The organism is Candidatus Pelagibacter sp. PS_37, assembly GCF_059417825.1.
In genome coordinates, this window is the sequence record NZ_CM182067.1 from 649,107 (window position 1) to 665,018 (window position 15,912).

Here is a 15,912-nt window from a genome sequence, read left to right on the forward strand (position 1 = left end):
TCCTTTGTATCTACCTATTTTAAGACTATTGAAGTTTTTTCTTTAATATTTCATTTATTAGTTGTGGATTAGCTTTACCACCTGAAACTTTCATTGCTTGACCTACAAAGAAACCAAATAGCTTTTCTTTACCATTCTTATATTCAATAGCTTTTTCTCTATTAGTATCAATTATTTTATCTATTAACGCCTCTAAAGCTTTAGGGTCACTTTCCTGTCTTAAACCTTTTTCTTCAACAATTATTTGAGGATCTATGTCTCCATCAATCATCAATTCAAATATTGTTTTAGCTATTTTTCCAGAAATTGTTCCATTCTTAATTAGATTAATTAACTTTGCTAAATTTTTGGCACTTACTGGGCTTTCAGATATTTCTAAATTTTTATTATTTAAAACAGCAAATAATTCACCTGTAATCCAGTTAACTGCTAACTTCATATCTTTGTTTTTGCCCATTTTAGCAACTACCTCTTCAAAATATTTAGCTGTTTCAATATCTGATACTAAAATTGTTGCTTCGTAAGCAGAGACTTTAAACTCATCAATAAATCTTTTTTTCTTATCGTCTGGTAATTCTGGGATATCTGCTTTAAGTTTTTCTATAAATTCATCTGTTACTTCTAATGGTAATAAATCTGGATCTGGAAAATATCTATAATCATGAGCATCTTCTTTAGATCTCATAGATCTTGTTTCATTTTTCTTAGTATCAAATAATCTTGTTTCTTGATCAATTGTTTTACCCTCTTCAATTAAATCAACTTGTCTATTAGCTTCATAATCAATAGCCATTTGCATAAATTTAATTGAGTTAACATTTTTAATCTCACAACGAGTTCCAAGTTTATCAGAACCTTTAATTCTAACAGAAATATTGACATCAGCTCTTAAAGAGCCTTCCTGCATATTTCCATCACACGTACCAAGGTATCTCATAATAGATCTTAATTTTTTAATATAAGCACTAACTTCATCTGGAGTTCTCATGTCTGGTTTGCTAACAATTTCCATCAAAGCTACACCAGATCTATTTAAGTCAACCAATGTATTTTGTGGGTCCATATCATGAATACTTTTTCCAGCATCTTGTTCTAGGTGTAATCTTTCAATCCCTACTTCTTTTTGGCCATGTGCCATATCAAGAATTACAGTACCCTCTCCTACTATTGGATACTTAAACTGTGAGATCTGATAACCTTGTGGAAGATCTGCATAAAAATAATTTTTTCTATCGAAAACTGATCTTTTATTAATTTGAGCTCTTAAGCCTATTCCCGTTTTAATTGCTTGCTTTACACAGTACTCATTAATAACCGGAAGCATTCCTGGAAATGCTGCATCTACTAAACTTACTTGTGTATTAGGTTCGGCACCGAATGTTGTTGATGAAGATGAAAATAATTTTGAATTTGATGTAACCTGAGCATGAACTTCAAGACCAATTACAACTTCGTAAACATTGTCTCGTCTTTCGATTAAGTATTCTGAATTATCTTTAGTCATTTATTTAATCCACCAGTCAGTAATTTTGTTTTTAAACTGGATTTTTTCTTCCATAGCATAAGCAATATTTAAAATATTTTGCTCATCAAATGCTTTACCAATAATTTGTAGTCCCAATGGATAACCTTTAACATCTATTCCTGCTGGAATTGAAATTGCTGGTAAACCAGCTAAATTCACTGGAACTGTAAATATATCATTTAAATACATTGAAACTGGGTCATTAGTTTTTTCACCAATTTTAAAAGCAGCACTTGGTGTTGATGGAGTTAAAATTGCATCAACTTTTTTGTAAGCTTCATCAAAATCGTTTTTTATTAATTTTCTAACTTTTTGTGCCTTTAGATAATAAGCATCATAATAACCAGAGGATAAAACATAAGTTCCAATCATTATTCTTCTTTGAACTTCGCTACCAAAACCTTCAGATCTTGTCTTTTCATACATATCAATAAGGTTTTCACCTTTAGATCTAAAACCATACTTAACACCATCATATCTTGCTAAGTTTGAAGAAGCTTCCGCAGGGGCCACTATATAATAAGTAGGTAGAGCATAGTTTGTATGAGGTAATGAAATTTCTACAATTTCAGCACCACAATCTTTTGCATACTCAATGCCCTTCGTCCATAAATCCTCTATTTCTTTTGGCATTCCATCAACTCTATATTCTTTAGGAATTCCAATTTTCTTACCTTTAATATTATTTGTTAATTCTTTACTGTATTCATTTCTTTTAAAATCAATTGATGTTGAGTCTTTTTCATCATAAGTACTAATTATTTCTTGAAGCAATGCGCAATCTTTTACATCTTTAGACATTGGTCCTGCTTGATCTAATGAAGATGCAAAAGCAACAATTCCATATCGTGAACAACTTCCATAAGTAGGCTTTAATCCAACGGTACCTGTAAATGAAGCAGGCTGTCTAATAGAGCCACCTGTATCAGTTCCAATTGTAATAGGCGTTAAATTAGCTGCTAGAGCTGATGCAGAGCCTCCTGAAGAGCCACCTGGTACTAAACCTTTGTCTATTGGACTTTGTACATTTCCAAAAAAACTAGTTTCATTAGATGAGCCCATTGCAAATTCATCACAATTTAACTTACCAAGTAATATCGCACCTTCATTCCAAATATTTTGAGTAACAGTAGACTCGTATGGTGGAATAAAATTATTTAAAATTTTACTACCTGCTGTAGTTTTAACATCATTGGTACAAAACAAATCCTTAACAGCTATTGGAACACCCGGAAGTTTTAAATCAAAATTTGGTTTTTGATCAAAACTTTTAGCTTTCAAAAGTGCATTAGAAAAATCTTCTGTTATGTATGTATTTAAATCTCTAGATTTTTCTCCTCTATCAATAAAAGCTTTTGTAGTTTCTTCAGAAGAAATCTTTTTATCTTTAATATTTTTAACTAATTCAGTTAAAGTGAGTGATGTAATATCAGACATTATTCAACAACCCTTGGTACTACAAAAAAATCTTCATTTTCCTCTGGTGAGTTTTTTAATATTTGATCTCTAATATTTTCACTTTTAACCTCGTCGGCTCTTAATTTTAATGTTGTCTCTGCAACAGAAGTTAAAGGCTCAATATTATCAGTATTGAGTTCATTTAATTTTTCAATAAAATCAAATATAGAGTTAAGATCTCCAGCTAATTTATTAGCTTTTGCATCATCAACTGAGATTCTTGATAATTTAGATATATGCTTTATTGTTTTAAGATCAATTGTCATGTGGTAATTAAATATGTCGGCAAACTATCACTTAAGTATAAAATATACAATATGATCACAATTGAAGATTTTAAAATAAAACACACAAATAAGGTGAGATTTATTGGTTTAGATTTAGGGTCTAAAAGAATTGGCGTCTCAATTTGTGATGAAAGACAATCCATAGCCACACCCTTTAAAACCATAAACAAAACCAACACAAACGAACTAATTGATGAACTTAAGATAATAATTAAAGATAATAATATTGGTGGAATAATTGTAGGGAACCCAGTTAATATGGATGGCAGTCTAGGTAGATCCGCTCAATCAGTTAATGATGTTGCATCAAATATATCAAAATCTATAGACCTACCAGTAATTTTGTGGGATGAGAGACTTTCAACAGTTGGAGCATTTAATCTATCGAGTTTATTAGACGTTAACGTTTCAAAAAGAGTTAAAACAATTGATCAAAATGCTGCGGCCTTTATTTTACAAGGGGCAATAGACTTTTTAAATAATTAATACTTGCCATAGTGATGGTTAATAGTTATAGAGTTAATTTTAATGGCAACCAAAATAAATAAAGCTATTAAAATCTCTCAAAAACACCTCCTAGGAATTCAAGATCTATCAATTAATGATGTTAATTTTATTTTAGAAGAAGCTAAAAGTTTCATCAAATTAAATCAAAGTAAAAACAAAAGATTAAATGTCTTAAGTGGTAAAACTCAAATTAATTTGTTTTTTGAACCTTCAACAAGAACACAGAGTTCATTTGAATTAGCTGGAAAAAGATTAGGTGCAGATGTTATGTCAATGAATATGGCAAATTCAGCTATTAAGAAAGGTGAAACACTAATAGATACCGCAATGACTTTAAATGCAATGCATCCTGATATAATTGTAATTAGACACCAAGACTCAGGAGCATGTAATCTTTTATCTCAAAAAGTAAATTGTGCAGTACTTAATGCTGGTGATGGAAGCCGTGAACACCCTACTCAAGCTTTATTAGACGCTTTAACAATTATAAATCGTAAAAAGAAAATTGAAGGTTTAAGAGTTGCGATTTGTGGTGACATAACTCATTCACGTGTTGCAAGATCAAATATTTATCTTCTAAATATGCTGGGTGCAGAAGTTAACATTATTGCACCATCAAATTTAATGCCAAAAGAAATAGAAAAGTTTGGGGTTAATACTTTTACAGATATGAAAAAAGGTTTGAAAGATTGTGATATTGTAATGATGTTAAGGTTACAAAATGAAAGGATGACTAGTTCTTTCTTGTCTTCTAATAGAGAGTACTATGAATATTATGGACTAACTCCAGATAAACTTGCTCATGCAAAAGATGATGCTTTAATTATGCATCCAGGCCCTATGAATAGAGGGATCGAAATTGACACTAAATTAGCAGATGACATTAACAGAAGCGTAATTAAGGAACAGGTTGAACTAGGTGTTGCAGTAAGAATGGCTTGTTTAAAAATATTTTGTGAATAAATGAAAAAACAATACTTTATAAATGCAAATATAATTGACCCTTATAACTCTATCAATGAGAAAGGTGGATTAATTATTGGAGAAGATGGCTTTATTGAAGCTGTTGGTAAAAAAGTAAATACTAATAACATTCCTTCAAGAGAAAAAGTAATAGATTTAAATGGCAAATATATATTCCCAGGTCTAGTTGATATGCGTGTCTTTGCAGGTGAACCTGGTTATGAATATAAAGAAAATTTTAGAACGCTAAGTAACGCAGCTCTTGCAGGAGGTGTTACTTCAGTTGTTACTATGCCTAATACTGACCCAATTATAGATAACGTTTCAATAGTAGATTTTTTAAAAAGACGTGGAAGAGATAAATCTAAAATAAATGTTTTTCCAAGTGCAGCCCTTACCAAAAATATTGAAGGAACTACCATGACTGAATTTGGTCTACTTCAAAGTAGAGGAATAATTGGATTTACTGATGGAGTTAAAACAATTCAAAATACTAGATTAATGTCACGCATAATGAATTCAGCTAAAGACTTGGGTACACTGATCATGCAACACGCTGAAGATTATGATTTATCCAAAAATGGAATGATTAATTCTGGAATTATTGCAACTAAACTTGGATTATCTGGAATACCTGCTGTTGCTGAAAGAATAATTATTGAAAGAGATTTAACGTTACTTGAAAACATTAAATGCAGATATCACATATCACAGATTTCAGCTGCTAAATCAGTAGAAATTATTGAGGAAAGAAAAAATAAAGTTAAATTTACAACAGGTGTCTCCATAAATAATCTTTCATTAAATGAAAATGATATAGGAGATTTTAGAACTTTTTTAAAATTATCACCGCCATTAAGAACTGAAGAAGATAGAATTGCTCTAGTACAAGGATTAAAAGATGAAACGATAGACGTTATTGTATCTGATCACAAACCAGAAGATGAAGAGCAAAAAAGATTAACGTTTGCACAAGCATCTACAGGGGCCTCTGGAATAGAAACGCTTTTATCATTAAGTCTAGAATTATATCACAATGGCTCTGTTAAATTAGAAACTATCATTAAAGCTTTAACATCAAACCCTGCAAAAATTTTAAAAATTGATAAGGGTAATCTTTCAGTGGGCAATGAAGCAGATTTTTGCATTGTTGATATTGACAAGCCATGGGTTGTCAAAAAAGATAAGCTTGTCTCCAAATCAAAAAATACCTCTATTGAAGACAAAAAACTTCAAGGAAAAGTCACCAATACATTTGTAAAAGGTGAAGAATTATTTAAGTTATAATAATGGAATATTTAATTGTTGCATTAAGTTCATATTTATTAGGATCAATACCTTTTGGTTTTATACTTACAAAAATATTTTTAAAAAAAGATATTAGAGATATTGGCTCAGGAAACATTGGGGCAACAAACGCTCTTAGAACAGGCAATAAAACATTAGGCTACGCAACTTTACTACTGGACATAACAAAAGCTGTATTGCCTGTTTTATATGTAAAATTTAATTATCCTGATTACATCTTCATTGCATCATTAAGTGCATTTTTAGGTCATGTTTTTCCAATATGGCTTAAGTTTAAAGGGGGTAAGGGTGTTGCAACATATGTTGGAATATTATTTTCGATAAACATTTTTTTGGGTTTGGTATTTATTATTAGTTGGGCTGTTACATTTCTTATTTCAAAATACTCATCACTTTCATCACTAGTTGGTAGTTTAATGGTGCCAATGTATTTAATAGTTTTTGAAAATTATAATTCAATATTTTTCATAATAATGTTTGTGCTTATATTCTACACGCACAGAGAAAACGTCAAACGATTGAAAAACAAAGAAGAAACTAAGACTAAAATTTATTGATTTGACTATCTAAGTCTTTTAAGTAATTTGTTTAGTAATGAATCTTGTAATCGTAGAAAGTCCAGCTAAAGCAAAAACTATCAACAAATATCTTGGTGATGATTATATTGTTTTAGCGAGTTATGGTCATATTAGAGACCTTCCCTCAAAAAATGGTTCTGTTGATCCAGAAAATAATTTTAAAATGGAATGGGAAGTCGATAGTTTTTCTAAAAAATATCTTAAAGAAATTACAGATGCAGCTAAGATTTCATCAAAAATCATATTAGCAACTGACCCAGACAGAGAGGGAGAAGCAATTGCTTGGCATGTTAAAGAATATTTAAATGAAAAAAAATTAATTAAAGACAAGCATATAGAAAGAGTTGTTTTTAATGAAATTACAAAAAAAGCTGTTATTCATGGAATTGAAAACCCTCGACAAATAGAGCCATTACTTGTTGATGCCTATATGGCTAGAAGAGCCTTAGACTATTTAGTTGGCTTTAATATATCACCAATTTTGTGGACAAAGTTACCAGGTTCTAAATCTGCTGGTCGTGTTCAGTCAGTTGCCTTAAAATTAATTACAGAACGAGAACATGAAATAGAGCTTTTTGATCCTGAAGAATTTTGGACTTTAAGTATTCAATTCAACGATAGTAATAAAAATTCTATATTAGCAAGTATCACTCAATTGAATGATAAAAAAATTGAAAAATTTTCTTTTAAAAATAAAGCTGAAATTGATAAAGCAATGGAAGAGGTTAAATCTAAGAATTTCAATATAAATGACATCTCTAGCAAAGTTGTTAATAGAAACCCTTCTGGCCCTTTTACTACCTCCACATTACAGCAAGTTTCTTCTGGTAGGTTAGGATTTGGAGCGTCACGTACAATGCAAATAGCTCAAAAACTTTATCAAGGTATAGAAATTGATGGTGAAACTATTGGTCTTATCACGTATATGCGAACAGATGGCACTAACCTGTCCACAGACGCTATAGATACTTTTAGAAAATATATAAAAAATGAATTTGGTGATGAATATGTTCCAGATAACGCTGCAAGTTACTCTGGAAAAAAAGCTAAAAATGCTCAAGAGGCACATGAAGCAATTAGACCCACAGATATAATGCGAGCACCAGATACAGTTAAAAAATACCTAAGTCCAGATCAGCATAAATTATATGATTTAATTTGGAGTAGAGCCCTATCCTCTCAAATGAAACCCGCTCAATTTGATAGAAATACTATAACGATAACTTCGGATGATAATGGAACAATTTGTAAAGCTAGTGGATCTGTTATTAAATTTGATGGCTTTTTAAAGGTTATGAAGGATAACAAAAAAGATGATGATGAAGATATTCTTCCTGAAATGAACAAGGGTCCAGTTAATATAGAATCTCTATTAGATGAACAGCATTTTACACAGCCACCACCAAGATATTCAGAAGCTAGTTTGGTTAAGAAATTAGAAGAATTAGGTATTGGAAGACCTTCAACATATGCAAGTATAATATCTGTTATATCTACTAGAGGATATGCGGAAACAATTAATAAAAGATTTCACCCAACTGATCGTGGTAAATTAATTTCTGCTTTTCTTGAAAAGCTTTTCTCTAAATATGTTGACTATAATTTCACTGCAAGTTTAGAAAATCAACTTGATGATATTACTACCGGGAAGGAAGGATGGATAAAAGTTCTAGAGTTATTTTGGAAAGACTTTAATCAAAACGTATCTGACGTTAAAGAGAAAAGAACTAGGGAGGTTTTAGATCTATTAAACGATAGTCTAGGAAGTTTAATTTTTGAAAGAGATACAGAAGGAAATATTAATAGACAATGCAAGTTATGTAACGGTGGATCATTAAGTTTAAAAAATAGTTTTAGAGGTGGTGCTTTTATTGGTTGCTCAAATTATCCAGATTGTAAATTTACCAGACCCCTGTCTAAAGCAAAAGCAGCTGCTCAATCTCAATTAGCTGAACCAAAATTTATAGGTAAGCATGAAAATGGAAATGACATGTACCTTAAAAATGGAAGGTTTGGTCCCTACTTACAGTATGAAAAAATTGAGGAAATAAAAGATGAGATTATAATTGAAACAAAAAAGAAAAAAAAAACAAAAAAAAAAGATAGAAAAAGAAGATAATAATTTAAGAAATGTCTCAATACCTAAAGGAATTACATTAGATAGCGTGGATCTTGATAGAGCTAAATTTTTATGCTCATTACCAAAAAGTTTAGGCATTAACCCTGAAAATCAGAGAGATATAATATTAAACTCAGGAAGATTTGGCCCATATTTGAAATGTGAAAACAAATCAGCAAGGATTGAAAATGTTGAGGAGATCTTCTCAATTGGGCTTAATAGAGCAATAACTCTAATAGCAGAGGCTAAACCTGGTAGAATGTCTGCATCAATTATAAAAGATCTAGGAGAGCACCCTGAAGACAAAAAACCTGTTAGAGTAATGAAAGGACAATATGGGCCTTATATTAAATATAAATCTCTTAATGCAACAATTCCAGAGGAAAAAGACCCTTTAGAACTTAATATGGAAGAAGCTTTAATATTAATTGAGAAAAGAAAAGAATACGATAAAAATAAAAAAGTTAAAAAAAAGAAAAAGAAATGAAAAAAATAATATTTATAACATTAATTACATCAGCACTTATGTCTAATGCTATGGCTGAAAAAATTGATTGTAATCAGTTTGAAAAGGTTAGTGCTAAATACATAGAGTGTTCAGCAAAAAATCTAAAAGAAAAATCTTCAGAACTTAAATTAAAAGCAACGGTTGGAGCTGAAGAACTTAAAGATAAAATAACTACTAATGCTAAAAGTGGAAAAAAGAAATTTGACAAACTTAATTTAAAAGAAAAACTTGTTAAATTTAAAAACAGTAAAACATTAACTGAATTTATGGAGAAATAATCATGTCATATGAAGATAAAATTAAAGAATTAAAGTTAGAACTGCCAGAAGCAAGAGATCCTGTTGGATCATATCTTGCATCAAAACAAATTGGTAAGATGTTATTCATCTCAGGACAAATTTCTACTGCAGCAAATGGAGAATTAATCAAAGGTAAGGTTGGTAAGGATCTAAAAACTGAAGATGGATATGAAGCAGCTAAACGTTGTGGTTTAAACATTATATCTCAAGTTAAAAAAGCTTGTGGTAATGATCTTTCAAAAGTTAAATCTTGTATAAAACTTACAGGATTTGTTAATTCAACAGAAGATTTTACAGAACAACCTAAAGTAATAAATGGTGCTTCAGATTTAATAGTTTCAGTTTTTGGAGACTCTGGAATGCATACAAGAGCAGCTGTTAGTACAAACAGTTTGCCCCTTGGTGTGTCAGTTGAGGTTGATGCTATTTTTGAATTAAATTAATTTCCAATACTAAAATATTTAATTTTATTATCTTTCATTTTATCAGCTGAGTAAATATTTCTCATATCAAAAATTGAGAATTTTTTATTTTTCACATCTTTTTTAAAATTAATATTTTTAAAATCATTCCATTCTGTGTGAATAATGATTAAATCTGATTTTTTAATTGCGTCTTTAATGTTGTTTGAAAAAGTAACATTATTAAATTTTTTAAAATCTAGTTTTTCTCCAGTTGGATCAAAATAATTTATCTTTGCACCTTTTTTAATTAATGCAGGGATCATTGTTAGGCTTGAAGAATCTCTCATATCATCTGTATTGGCTTTAAATGTTACCCCTAAGAAACAAATATTTTTATTTTTTATTTTATTTTTTAAAATCTCGAAAACTTTTTTTAGCATTAGTGATGATCTATTTTCATTTGATTTAATAACACTTTTAATCACTGTTAAATTAGTTTTGAATTTATTTGCAGTGGCTGTAATGGCCTTAGTATCTTTTGGAAAACAAGATCCACCATAAGCAGGACCAGCTCTTAAAAAACGACTGCCAATTCTATTATCAAGGCCCATACCAATAGATATATCTTCAATGTTAACATTAATTTTTTCACATAAATTGGCTAGCTCATTAATAAAAGTAATCTTTGTTGCTAGAAAAGCATTAGAAGCATATTTTATTAATTCGGCTGCTCTTCGAGACGTATTAACGTATTTTGCACCTTTTGATATCAATGGCGAATAAAGATTTTTTAAAATCTTATTAGATTTTTTATTGTGAGTCCCAATAACTACTCTGTCAGGGTAGGTAAAATCTCTTATAGCATCACCTTCTCTTAAAAATTCAGGATTTGAAACCACTGAAAAAAGTTTTTTTGATACTTTTTTTGAAATAATCTTTTCTATTTCGTCTCCAGTTGTCACAGGTACAGTAGATTTAGTTATAATAATTTTAAATCTTTTAATAGATTTGCTAATTTCTTTTGCAACATTGTATACCTGGCTTAAATCAGCATTATTTCCATTTTTTTTAGTGGGAGTGCCAACACAAATAAAAATAATATCCGATTTTGAAATTGAATCTTTTAAATTTGTGGAGAATCGTAAACGATTATTTTTATAATTTTTAATGAGTAATTCTTCTAAACCAGGTTCATATATTGGGATAATACCATTTTTTAAGTTTTCAATTTTATTTAAATCTTTATCAACACAAATAACGTCATTTCCTAAATCAGAAAAACAAACTCCACTAACTAAACCGACATACCCCGTTCCTATCATGCAAAGTTTCATTGTTTAGAAATCTCCAACGTTGATTTAATATAACCTTTCATTGTTCCACAATCTAAGTATTTACCTGAAAAATTGTGACCAATAAATTGATTATCATCTTCTATTAAAGCTTGGATAGCGTCAGTGATATGAAATTCACCACTTTTACCTGGTTTAAGAGATTTTAATTTAGAAAAAATTGTTTTAGGTAATATATATCTTCCTATTACAGCATTATTAGAAGGTGAAGTTTTTATAGAAGGTTTTTCAACAACATTATTTATAATAAAATTATTTTTATCAATTTTTTTTCTGATGTTGTAGATACCCCACCTAGATACATCATTTTTATTAACCTTCATACTTGCCATAACTGATGCTTTAAATTTATTATGCACGGCAATCATTGACTTAGAGCAGTTTTTTTTAATTATCAAATCATCAGGTAATAACATTAAAAAATATTTATCTGTAATAAATTTTTTAGTCTTGTAGACAGCATCACCAGTTCCTAATGGTTTGTCTTGAAAAACAAATTTAATCATTTTTTTATATTTGAGAATTTTTTTATATTCTTTGATAATTTTTGGATCATTTTTTTTCTTGATAATATCTTTGTAAAATTTATCATTATAAAAATATTTCTTTATCATCAATTTTTTTTTAGAAATAATAAATACAATTTCCTTAATACCAGCCTCAATACATTCTTCGATAATATATTCTAAGCCTGGTTTTCCATTAATAGGTAGAAGCTCTTTAGCAAAAACACTTGTTAGTGGTAGTAGTCTAGTACCAAGACCAGCTAAAGGAATTATAGCTTGTTTAATCATATAAATGTTTTACTTATTAATATTCTTATTACAAATGAAATTAATAAAATTAAAAACTGATTTAATTAAGGCAATTGAGTTAGATAGAAGATTAGGTTTTGTCCCAACAATGGGTAGTTTGCACGAAGGTCACAAAACATTAATAAAAACATCACAAAAAAACTGCAAAAAAACATTAGTCAGTATTTTTATTAATCCAACTCAATTTAATAATAAAAAAGATTATAAAACATACCCAAAGAATTTAAAGCAAGATTTGAGTTACCTTAAAAAACTTAAAGTTGACTATGTATATTTGCCAACCATTAAACAAATTTATTGGAAAAAAAATAATGAAATTAAACTAAATAAATCACAAAAAATATTATGTGCAAAATTTAGAAAAGGACATTTTGAAGGTGTACTTAATGTTTTAGATCGTTTTATTGAATTAATTTCTCCACAAAAAATGTTTATGGGAGAAAAAGATTTTCAACAATTTTTCTTGGTTAAAAACTATATTGAAAATAAGTACAATACCAAAGTTCACGTATGTAAAACAGTTAGAGAAAAAAACAAACTAGCTTTATCTTCCAGAAACTCTTTATTAAATAAGAAAAGTTTTATTAATTCAGGAATAATTGCAAAAAAATTATTATCTTTAAAAAATGAAATTAAGAAAAACAAAAAAAATTACAAAAAAATGATATTTTATTTAAAGGAAGAGCTATCTAAAAATTTTGATATTAAAATTGAATATTTGGAATGTAGAAACACACATAATTTAAGCACAAATATTATGAACAAACCTTTTAAACTTTTTGTGGCCTACTATATTAATAACGTACGTTTAATTGACAATTTTTAGAGAAAATAAGCACTAACACCAAGAAATGAAACAAAACCTATAACATCAGTAATAGTTGTTACAAACACACTTGATGCAATAGCAGGATCAATATCCATTTTTTTTAAAGTTATAGGTACTAAAATTCCAAATAAACCTGCAACAATCATCGTAACTATCATTGACATAGAAATTATTAAAGAAAGTAGAGAATCTTGAAACCAAACTTGAACTACTAAAGCACTTATTATTGCAAATATGATACCATTTAAAATACCAATATTAAATTCTTTTAAAATATTTTGAGTAAAATTGTTTTTTGTTAAGTCATTTGTTGCTAATGTTCTTACAGTTACAGCCAAAGTTTGCATTCCAGCATTACCACCCATAGATGCAACGATTGGCATAAGAAATGCAAGCACAACCATTTGTTCGATTGTTGCACCAAATAAACTAATAACCCACGTTGCAAGAAATGCTGTAAATAAGTTTAATAAAAGCCAGTTAAATCTTCTTCTAGTTTTCTTAAAAACTCCATCAGTAATTTCTTCATCCCCTACCCCAGCTAATCTTAAGGCATCTTCTTCGGCTTCTTCTTTTAATACAGTTAAAACATCGTCATACATGATCATACCAACCAACTTGTTTGATTTATCAACAACAGCTGCTGAATTTAAGCTATAGTTTTCAAACACGTTACCAACTTCTTCTTTGTCCATATCAACAGGAATAAGTAGTTGAGATTCTGACATAATAGAAAGCATTTTAGTTTCTCTCGAAGTAGTTAAAACTTTAGATGATGGAACAGTTCCAATCGGTTTAAAATCTTCATCTATAATAAAAATTTCAAGAAATTCCTCAGGTAAATCTTTATTTTCTCTTAAATAGTCAATTGTTTGACCAACTGACCAATTACTAGGAACTGCCGTGAATTCACGTTGCATTATTCTAGCAGCTGTGTCTTCCGGATAACTTAAGCTTTCAAGTAAAGCAAATCTATCTTTTGGAGGTAAGGAGCTTAATATTGTATTCTTATCTTTTTCATCAACATTTTCTAAAATTGTAATCGCATCATCAGATTCAAGATTTTTTAAAAGTCTAACAATAGTATCAGGTGAAAGATAAGCTATGATTTCAGACTGCACCGACTCGTTTAATTCAATAAAAACTTCTGGATCTATATTGAAATTATTAAGTTTAATTAAGCTTTCTCTATCATTTTGACCAAGATGTTCAATTATATCAGCCGCATCAGCTGGGTGCATCTCATTAAAAGAATTAGTAATAAATTGAGCATCATTATTAGCAATCTTAGAAGTAACAACTTTTATGTACTCTTTATTAAACTCAAAATTAACTTTTTTATCTTTTATTTTTTTTATTAAAGACATAAATTTACCTATAAATCAATTTTGCACTAATAGTGCATAATAAAAATAATACAATTTATAAATGAATATAGAGATTAAAAAGTCAATAAAACCAATAAAATATGAAGATGCAATAAAACTACTTGAAGAAAGATTATTAGAGATAAACAATGGTCAAAAAGAGGATTTAATATGGATCTTAGAACATGAAGAGGTTTATTCAGCAGGTACGAGTTACAAAGAAAAAGAAATTCTTAATAAAGATATTAGTCTAGTAAAAACAAACCGTGGAGGAAAAATTACTTATCATGGTCCAGGTCAATTGATTTGTTATTTTGTGATAGATTTAAAAAAAAGAAAAAAAGATATAAGAAAATTTATAACTTTAATTGAAGAGACGATTATTGACAGTTTATCAAAATTTAATATTAAGACATTTGGTGATCCAAAAAACATTGGTATTTGGACTGACCATAAAGGTAAAATTAATAAAGTTGCAGCAATTGGTGTAAGAGTAAGTAAGTGGATAGCATATCATGGATTTGCAATAAATATTAATAACGATCTTTCAAAATATAAAAATATTATTCCGTGTGGTATTTCAGACAAAGGCGTAATCAATCTTAAAGAAATTAAAGATCAAGACTATAAGAATTTAGATGAAATTATTATTGAAACCTTTTCTAAGAATTTGGAAATCTAAGTCTTTTTGTTTTTAAAAGTTTTTTAAAATAATCTGGTAATAATGCTGTGTAGGTATATTTTTTATCATTTATCATAAATTTAATTTGATATGAATGAAGCATTAAATTTTTATTTATTGCTTTATCTGTGTTACTAAATTTATATTTTTGATCCCCATAGATTGGACATCCTACAGCATAAAGTTGTTTTCTTAATTGATGTTTTCTTCCTGTAATTGGTTTCATTTCAACTAGACTGCATATAGAATTTTTATCTAACACTTTGTAAAGTGTTCTAGCTTTTTCAACTACTTCTCTATCATTATCGTATCTGGTTAAATCATCATTCCACTCACCAGAGTCCTTTTGCAGCTCTCCATGACATATGGCCAGATAAGTTTTATGAACTTTTCGAAGTCTAAATAAAGAGGTTAATAACTGGGCAGATTGTCTATGTTTTGCCATAATAAAAACTCCAGACGTATCTTTATCAAGTCTATGTACAGAAAATGGTTTAGTGTCCTGAAAAATTTCACTACGAGCAAATATATCTACAAGATTTTTTTTAGATTTAGTTCCACCTTGAACTGAAATACCAGAGCTTTTATTAAGAACAATGAAATCATCATTATTATCAATTATTAATTCTTCATTTTCTTTAATAACTTCTTCTGAAGGTACAAATTTAATTGTCTTTTGAACAATTGTTTCTTTAAAATCAAAGTTGAATAAATCTATAGTGTCACCGGTCTTTACTTTATGAGAGCTTTTAATTTTTTTATTATTGATTTTAACTTTTCCACTTTTTAAACTTTTTTCAATTAGACCTTGAGGGTAATTGCCAAGATTATTACGTATCCATCTATCGATACGCATATCGTTAAACGTTGAATCAACGTTAAAAGACTTTTTCATGATGATATAATTTTAT

15 protein-coding genes and 1 pseudogene are annotated in these 15,912 nt (G+C 29.0%); 9 read left to right on the forward strand and 7 right to left on the reverse strand.

Annotated elements, in window-relative coordinates; all coding sequences use genetic code 11:
- Positions 1 to 25: 25 nt before the first annotated feature.
- Genes gatB through gatC form a run of 3 tightly spaced genes read right to left on the reverse strand, consistent with a single transcriptional unit; the run spans position 26 to position 3,249 of the window.
- A complete protein-coding gene (gene gatB / locus AC5SL9_RS03420; RefSeq protein WP_494574378.1) occupies positions 26 to 1,504 on the reverse strand; it encodes an Asp-tRNA(Asn)/Glu-tRNA(Gln) amidotransferase subunit GatB in 1,479 nt (492 codons plus the stop codon).
- A complete protein-coding gene (gatA, locus tag AC5SL9_RS03425) occupies positions 1,505 to 2,962 on the reverse strand; it encodes an Asp-tRNA(Asn)/Glu-tRNA(Gln) amidotransferase subunit GatA (protein WP_006996850.1) in 1,458 nt (485 codons plus the stop codon).
- Positions 2,962 to 3,249, reverse strand: coding sequence for an Asp-tRNA(Asn)/Glu-tRNA(Gln) amidotransferase subunit GatC (gatC, locus tag AC5SL9_RS03430; RefSeq protein ID WP_006996849.1), 288 nt, complete (start codon positions 3,247 to 3,249; stop codon positions 2,962 to 2,964). The genes gatA and gatC overlap by 1 nt, the downstream gene beginning before the upstream one ends.
- Before the next feature lie 51 nt (positions 3,250 to 3,300).
- Here gatC and ruvX point away from each other — a divergent pair, with 51 nt between their 5' ends.
- The 7 genes and pseudogenes from ruvX to AC5SL9_RS03465 all read left to right on the forward strand — a co-directional run bounded on the left by ruvX (position 3,301) and on the right by AC5SL9_RS03465 (position 9,995).
- Positions 3,301 to 3,756 carry a Holliday junction resolvase RuvX gene (gene ruvX / locus AC5SL9_RS03435; protein ID WP_006996848.1) on the forward strand — a complete coding sequence of 152 codons (456 nt, stop codon included), beginning with the start codon at positions 3,301 to 3,303 and terminating at the stop codon, positions 3,754 to 3,756.
- A gap of 42 nt (positions 3,757 to 3,798) precedes the next feature.
- A complete protein-coding gene (locus AC5SL9_RS03440; RefSeq protein WP_006996847.1) occupies positions 3,799 to 4,740 on the forward strand; it encodes an aspartate carbamoyltransferase catalytic subunit in 942 nt (313 codons plus the stop codon).
- Positions 4,741 to 6,027, forward strand: a complete 1,287-nt coding sequence (gene pyrC, locus AC5SL9_RS03445; protein WP_011282146.1) for a dihydroorotase — start codon at positions 4,741 to 4,743, stop codon at positions 6,025 to 6,027.
- Positions 6,028 to 6,029: 2 nt separating this feature from the next.
- A complete protein-coding gene (gene plsY / locus AC5SL9_RS03450) occupies positions 6,030 to 6,605 on the forward strand; it encodes a glycerol-3-phosphate 1-O-acyltransferase PlsY (RefSeq protein ID WP_006996845.1) in 576 nt (191 codons plus the stop codon).
- Positions 6,606 to 6,642: 37 nt separating this feature from the next.
- Positions 6,643 to 9,232, forward strand: a pseudogene (gene topA / locus AC5SL9_RS03455) (type I DNA topoisomerase).
- On the forward strand, positions 9,229 to 9,531 hold the full coding sequence (locus AC5SL9_RS03460; protein ID WP_011282148.1) for a hypothetical protein: 303 nt from the start codon (positions 9,229 to 9,231) through the stop codon (positions 9,529 to 9,531). Before topA ends, AC5SL9_RS03460 begins: the two are co-directional and overlap by 4 nt.
- Before the next feature lie 2 nt (positions 9,532 to 9,533).
- Positions 9,534 to 9,995 (forward strand): RidA family protein, encoded by a 462-nt coding sequence (locus tag AC5SL9_RS03465; RefSeq protein ID WP_006996842.1) that lies wholly within the window; start codon positions 9,534 to 9,536, stop codon positions 9,993 to 9,995.
- On the opposite strand, the gene AC5SL9_RS03470 is transcribed toward AC5SL9_RS03465, so the two are convergent.
- Positions 9,992 to 11,290, reverse strand: a complete 1,299-nt coding sequence (locus AC5SL9_RS03470) for a UDP-glucose dehydrogenase family protein (RefSeq protein WP_011282149.1) — start codon at positions 11,288 to 11,290, stop codon at positions 9,992 to 9,994. The two genes, AC5SL9_RS03465 and AC5SL9_RS03470, sit on opposite strands and share 4 nt — an antisense overlap.
- Positions 11,287 to 12,102: a sugar phosphate nucleotidyltransferase gene (locus AC5SL9_RS03475; RefSeq protein ID WP_011282150.1), complete on the reverse strand. Its 816-nt coding sequence runs from the start codon at positions 12,100 to 12,102 to the stop codon at positions 11,287 to 11,289. Before AC5SL9_RS03475 ends, AC5SL9_RS03470 begins: the two co-directional genes overlap by 4 nt.
- Positions 12,103 to 12,106: 4 nt before the next feature.
- On the opposite strand from AC5SL9_RS03475, the gene panC reads away from it, so the two are divergent.
- Complete coding sequence (gene panC, locus AC5SL9_RS03480; protein ID WP_011282151.1) at positions 12,107 to 12,949, forward strand: pantoate--beta-alanine ligase; 843 nt, start codon at positions 12,107 to 12,109, stop codon at positions 12,947 to 12,949.
- Here the strand turns inward: panC and mgtE are convergent.
- Positions 12,946 to 14,319: a magnesium transporter gene (gene mgtE / locus AC5SL9_RS03485; RefSeq protein ID WP_006996838.1), complete on the reverse strand. Its 1,374-nt coding sequence runs from the start codon at positions 14,317 to 14,319 to the stop codon at positions 12,946 to 12,948. The genes panC and mgtE overlap by 4 nt on opposite strands.
- Positions 14,320 to 14,380: 61 nt before the next feature.
- Between mgtE and lipB the strand changes: the two genes are divergently transcribed.
- Positions 14,381 to 15,001, forward strand: a complete 621-nt coding sequence (gene lipB, locus AC5SL9_RS03490; RefSeq protein WP_006996837.1) for a lipoyl(octanoyl) transferase LipB — start codon at positions 14,381 to 14,383, stop codon at positions 14,999 to 15,001.
- Here lipB and AC5SL9_RS03495 read toward each other — a convergent pair.
- Positions 14,982 to 15,896 (reverse strand): RluA family pseudouridine synthase, encoded by a 915-nt coding sequence (locus AC5SL9_RS03495; protein ID WP_006996836.1) that lies wholly within the window; start codon positions 15,894 to 15,896, stop codon positions 14,982 to 14,984. The genes lipB and AC5SL9_RS03495 overlap by 20 nt on opposite strands.
- Positions 15,897 to 15,912 lie beyond the last annotated feature (16 nt).

Excerpts from the sequence above, each read along its gene's own strand:
- plsY (WP_006996845.1), top strand. The coding sequence starts at position 6,030 with ATGGAATATTTAATTGTTGCATTAAGTTCATATTTATTAGGATCAATA.
- AC5SL9_RS03440 (WP_006996847.1), top strand. The coding sequence starts at position 3,799 with ATGGCAACCAAAATAAATAAAGCTATTAAAATCTCTCAAAAACACCTC.
- mgtE (WP_006996838.1), bottom strand. The coding sequence starts at position 14,319 with ATGTCTTTAATAAAAAAAATAAAAGATAAAAAAGTTAATTTTGAGTTT.
- panC (WP_011282151.1), top strand. The coding sequence starts at position 12,107 with ATGTTTTACTTATTAATATTCTTATTACAAATGAAATTAATAAAATTA.
- gatA (WP_006996850.1), bottom strand. The coding sequence starts at position 2,962 with ATGTCTGATATTACATCACTCACTTTAACTGAATTAGTTAAAAATATT.
- AC5SL9_RS03460 (WP_011282148.1), top strand. The coding sequence starts at position 9,229 with ATGAAAAAAATAATATTTATAACATTAATTACATCAGCACTTATGTCT.
- gatB (WP_494574378.1), bottom strand. The coding sequence starts at position 1,504 with ATGACTAAAGATAATTCAGAATACTTAATCGAAAGACGAGACAATGTT.
- AC5SL9_RS03495 (WP_006996836.1), bottom strand. The coding sequence starts at position 15,896 with ATGAAAAAGTCTTTTAACGTTGATTCAACGTTTAACGATATGCGTATC.
- AC5SL9_RS03465 (WP_006996842.1), top strand. The coding sequence starts at position 9,534 with ATGTCATATGAAGATAAAATTAAAGAATTAAAGTTAGAACTGCCAGAA.
- AC5SL9_RS03470 (WP_011282149.1), bottom strand. The coding sequence starts at position 11,290 with ATGAAACTTTGCATGATAGGAACGGGGTATGTCGGTTTAGTTAGTGGA.
- lipB (WP_006996837.1), top strand. The coding sequence starts at position 14,381 with ATGAATATAGAGATTAAAAAGTCAATAAAACCAATAAAATATGAAGAT.
- pyrC (WP_011282146.1), top strand. The coding sequence starts at position 4,741 with ATGAAAAAACAATACTTTATAAATGCAAATATAATTGACCCTTATAAC.
- ruvX (WP_006996848.1), top strand. The coding sequence starts at position 3,301 with ATGATCACAATTGAAGATTTTAAAATAAAACACACAAATAAGGTGAGA.
- gatC (WP_006996849.1), bottom strand. The coding sequence starts at position 3,249 with ATGACAATTGATCTTAAAACAATAAAGCATATATCTAAATTATCAAGA.
- AC5SL9_RS03475 (WP_011282150.1), bottom strand. The coding sequence starts at position 12,102 with ATGATTAAACAAGCTATAATTCCTTTAGCTGGTCTTGGTACTAGACTA.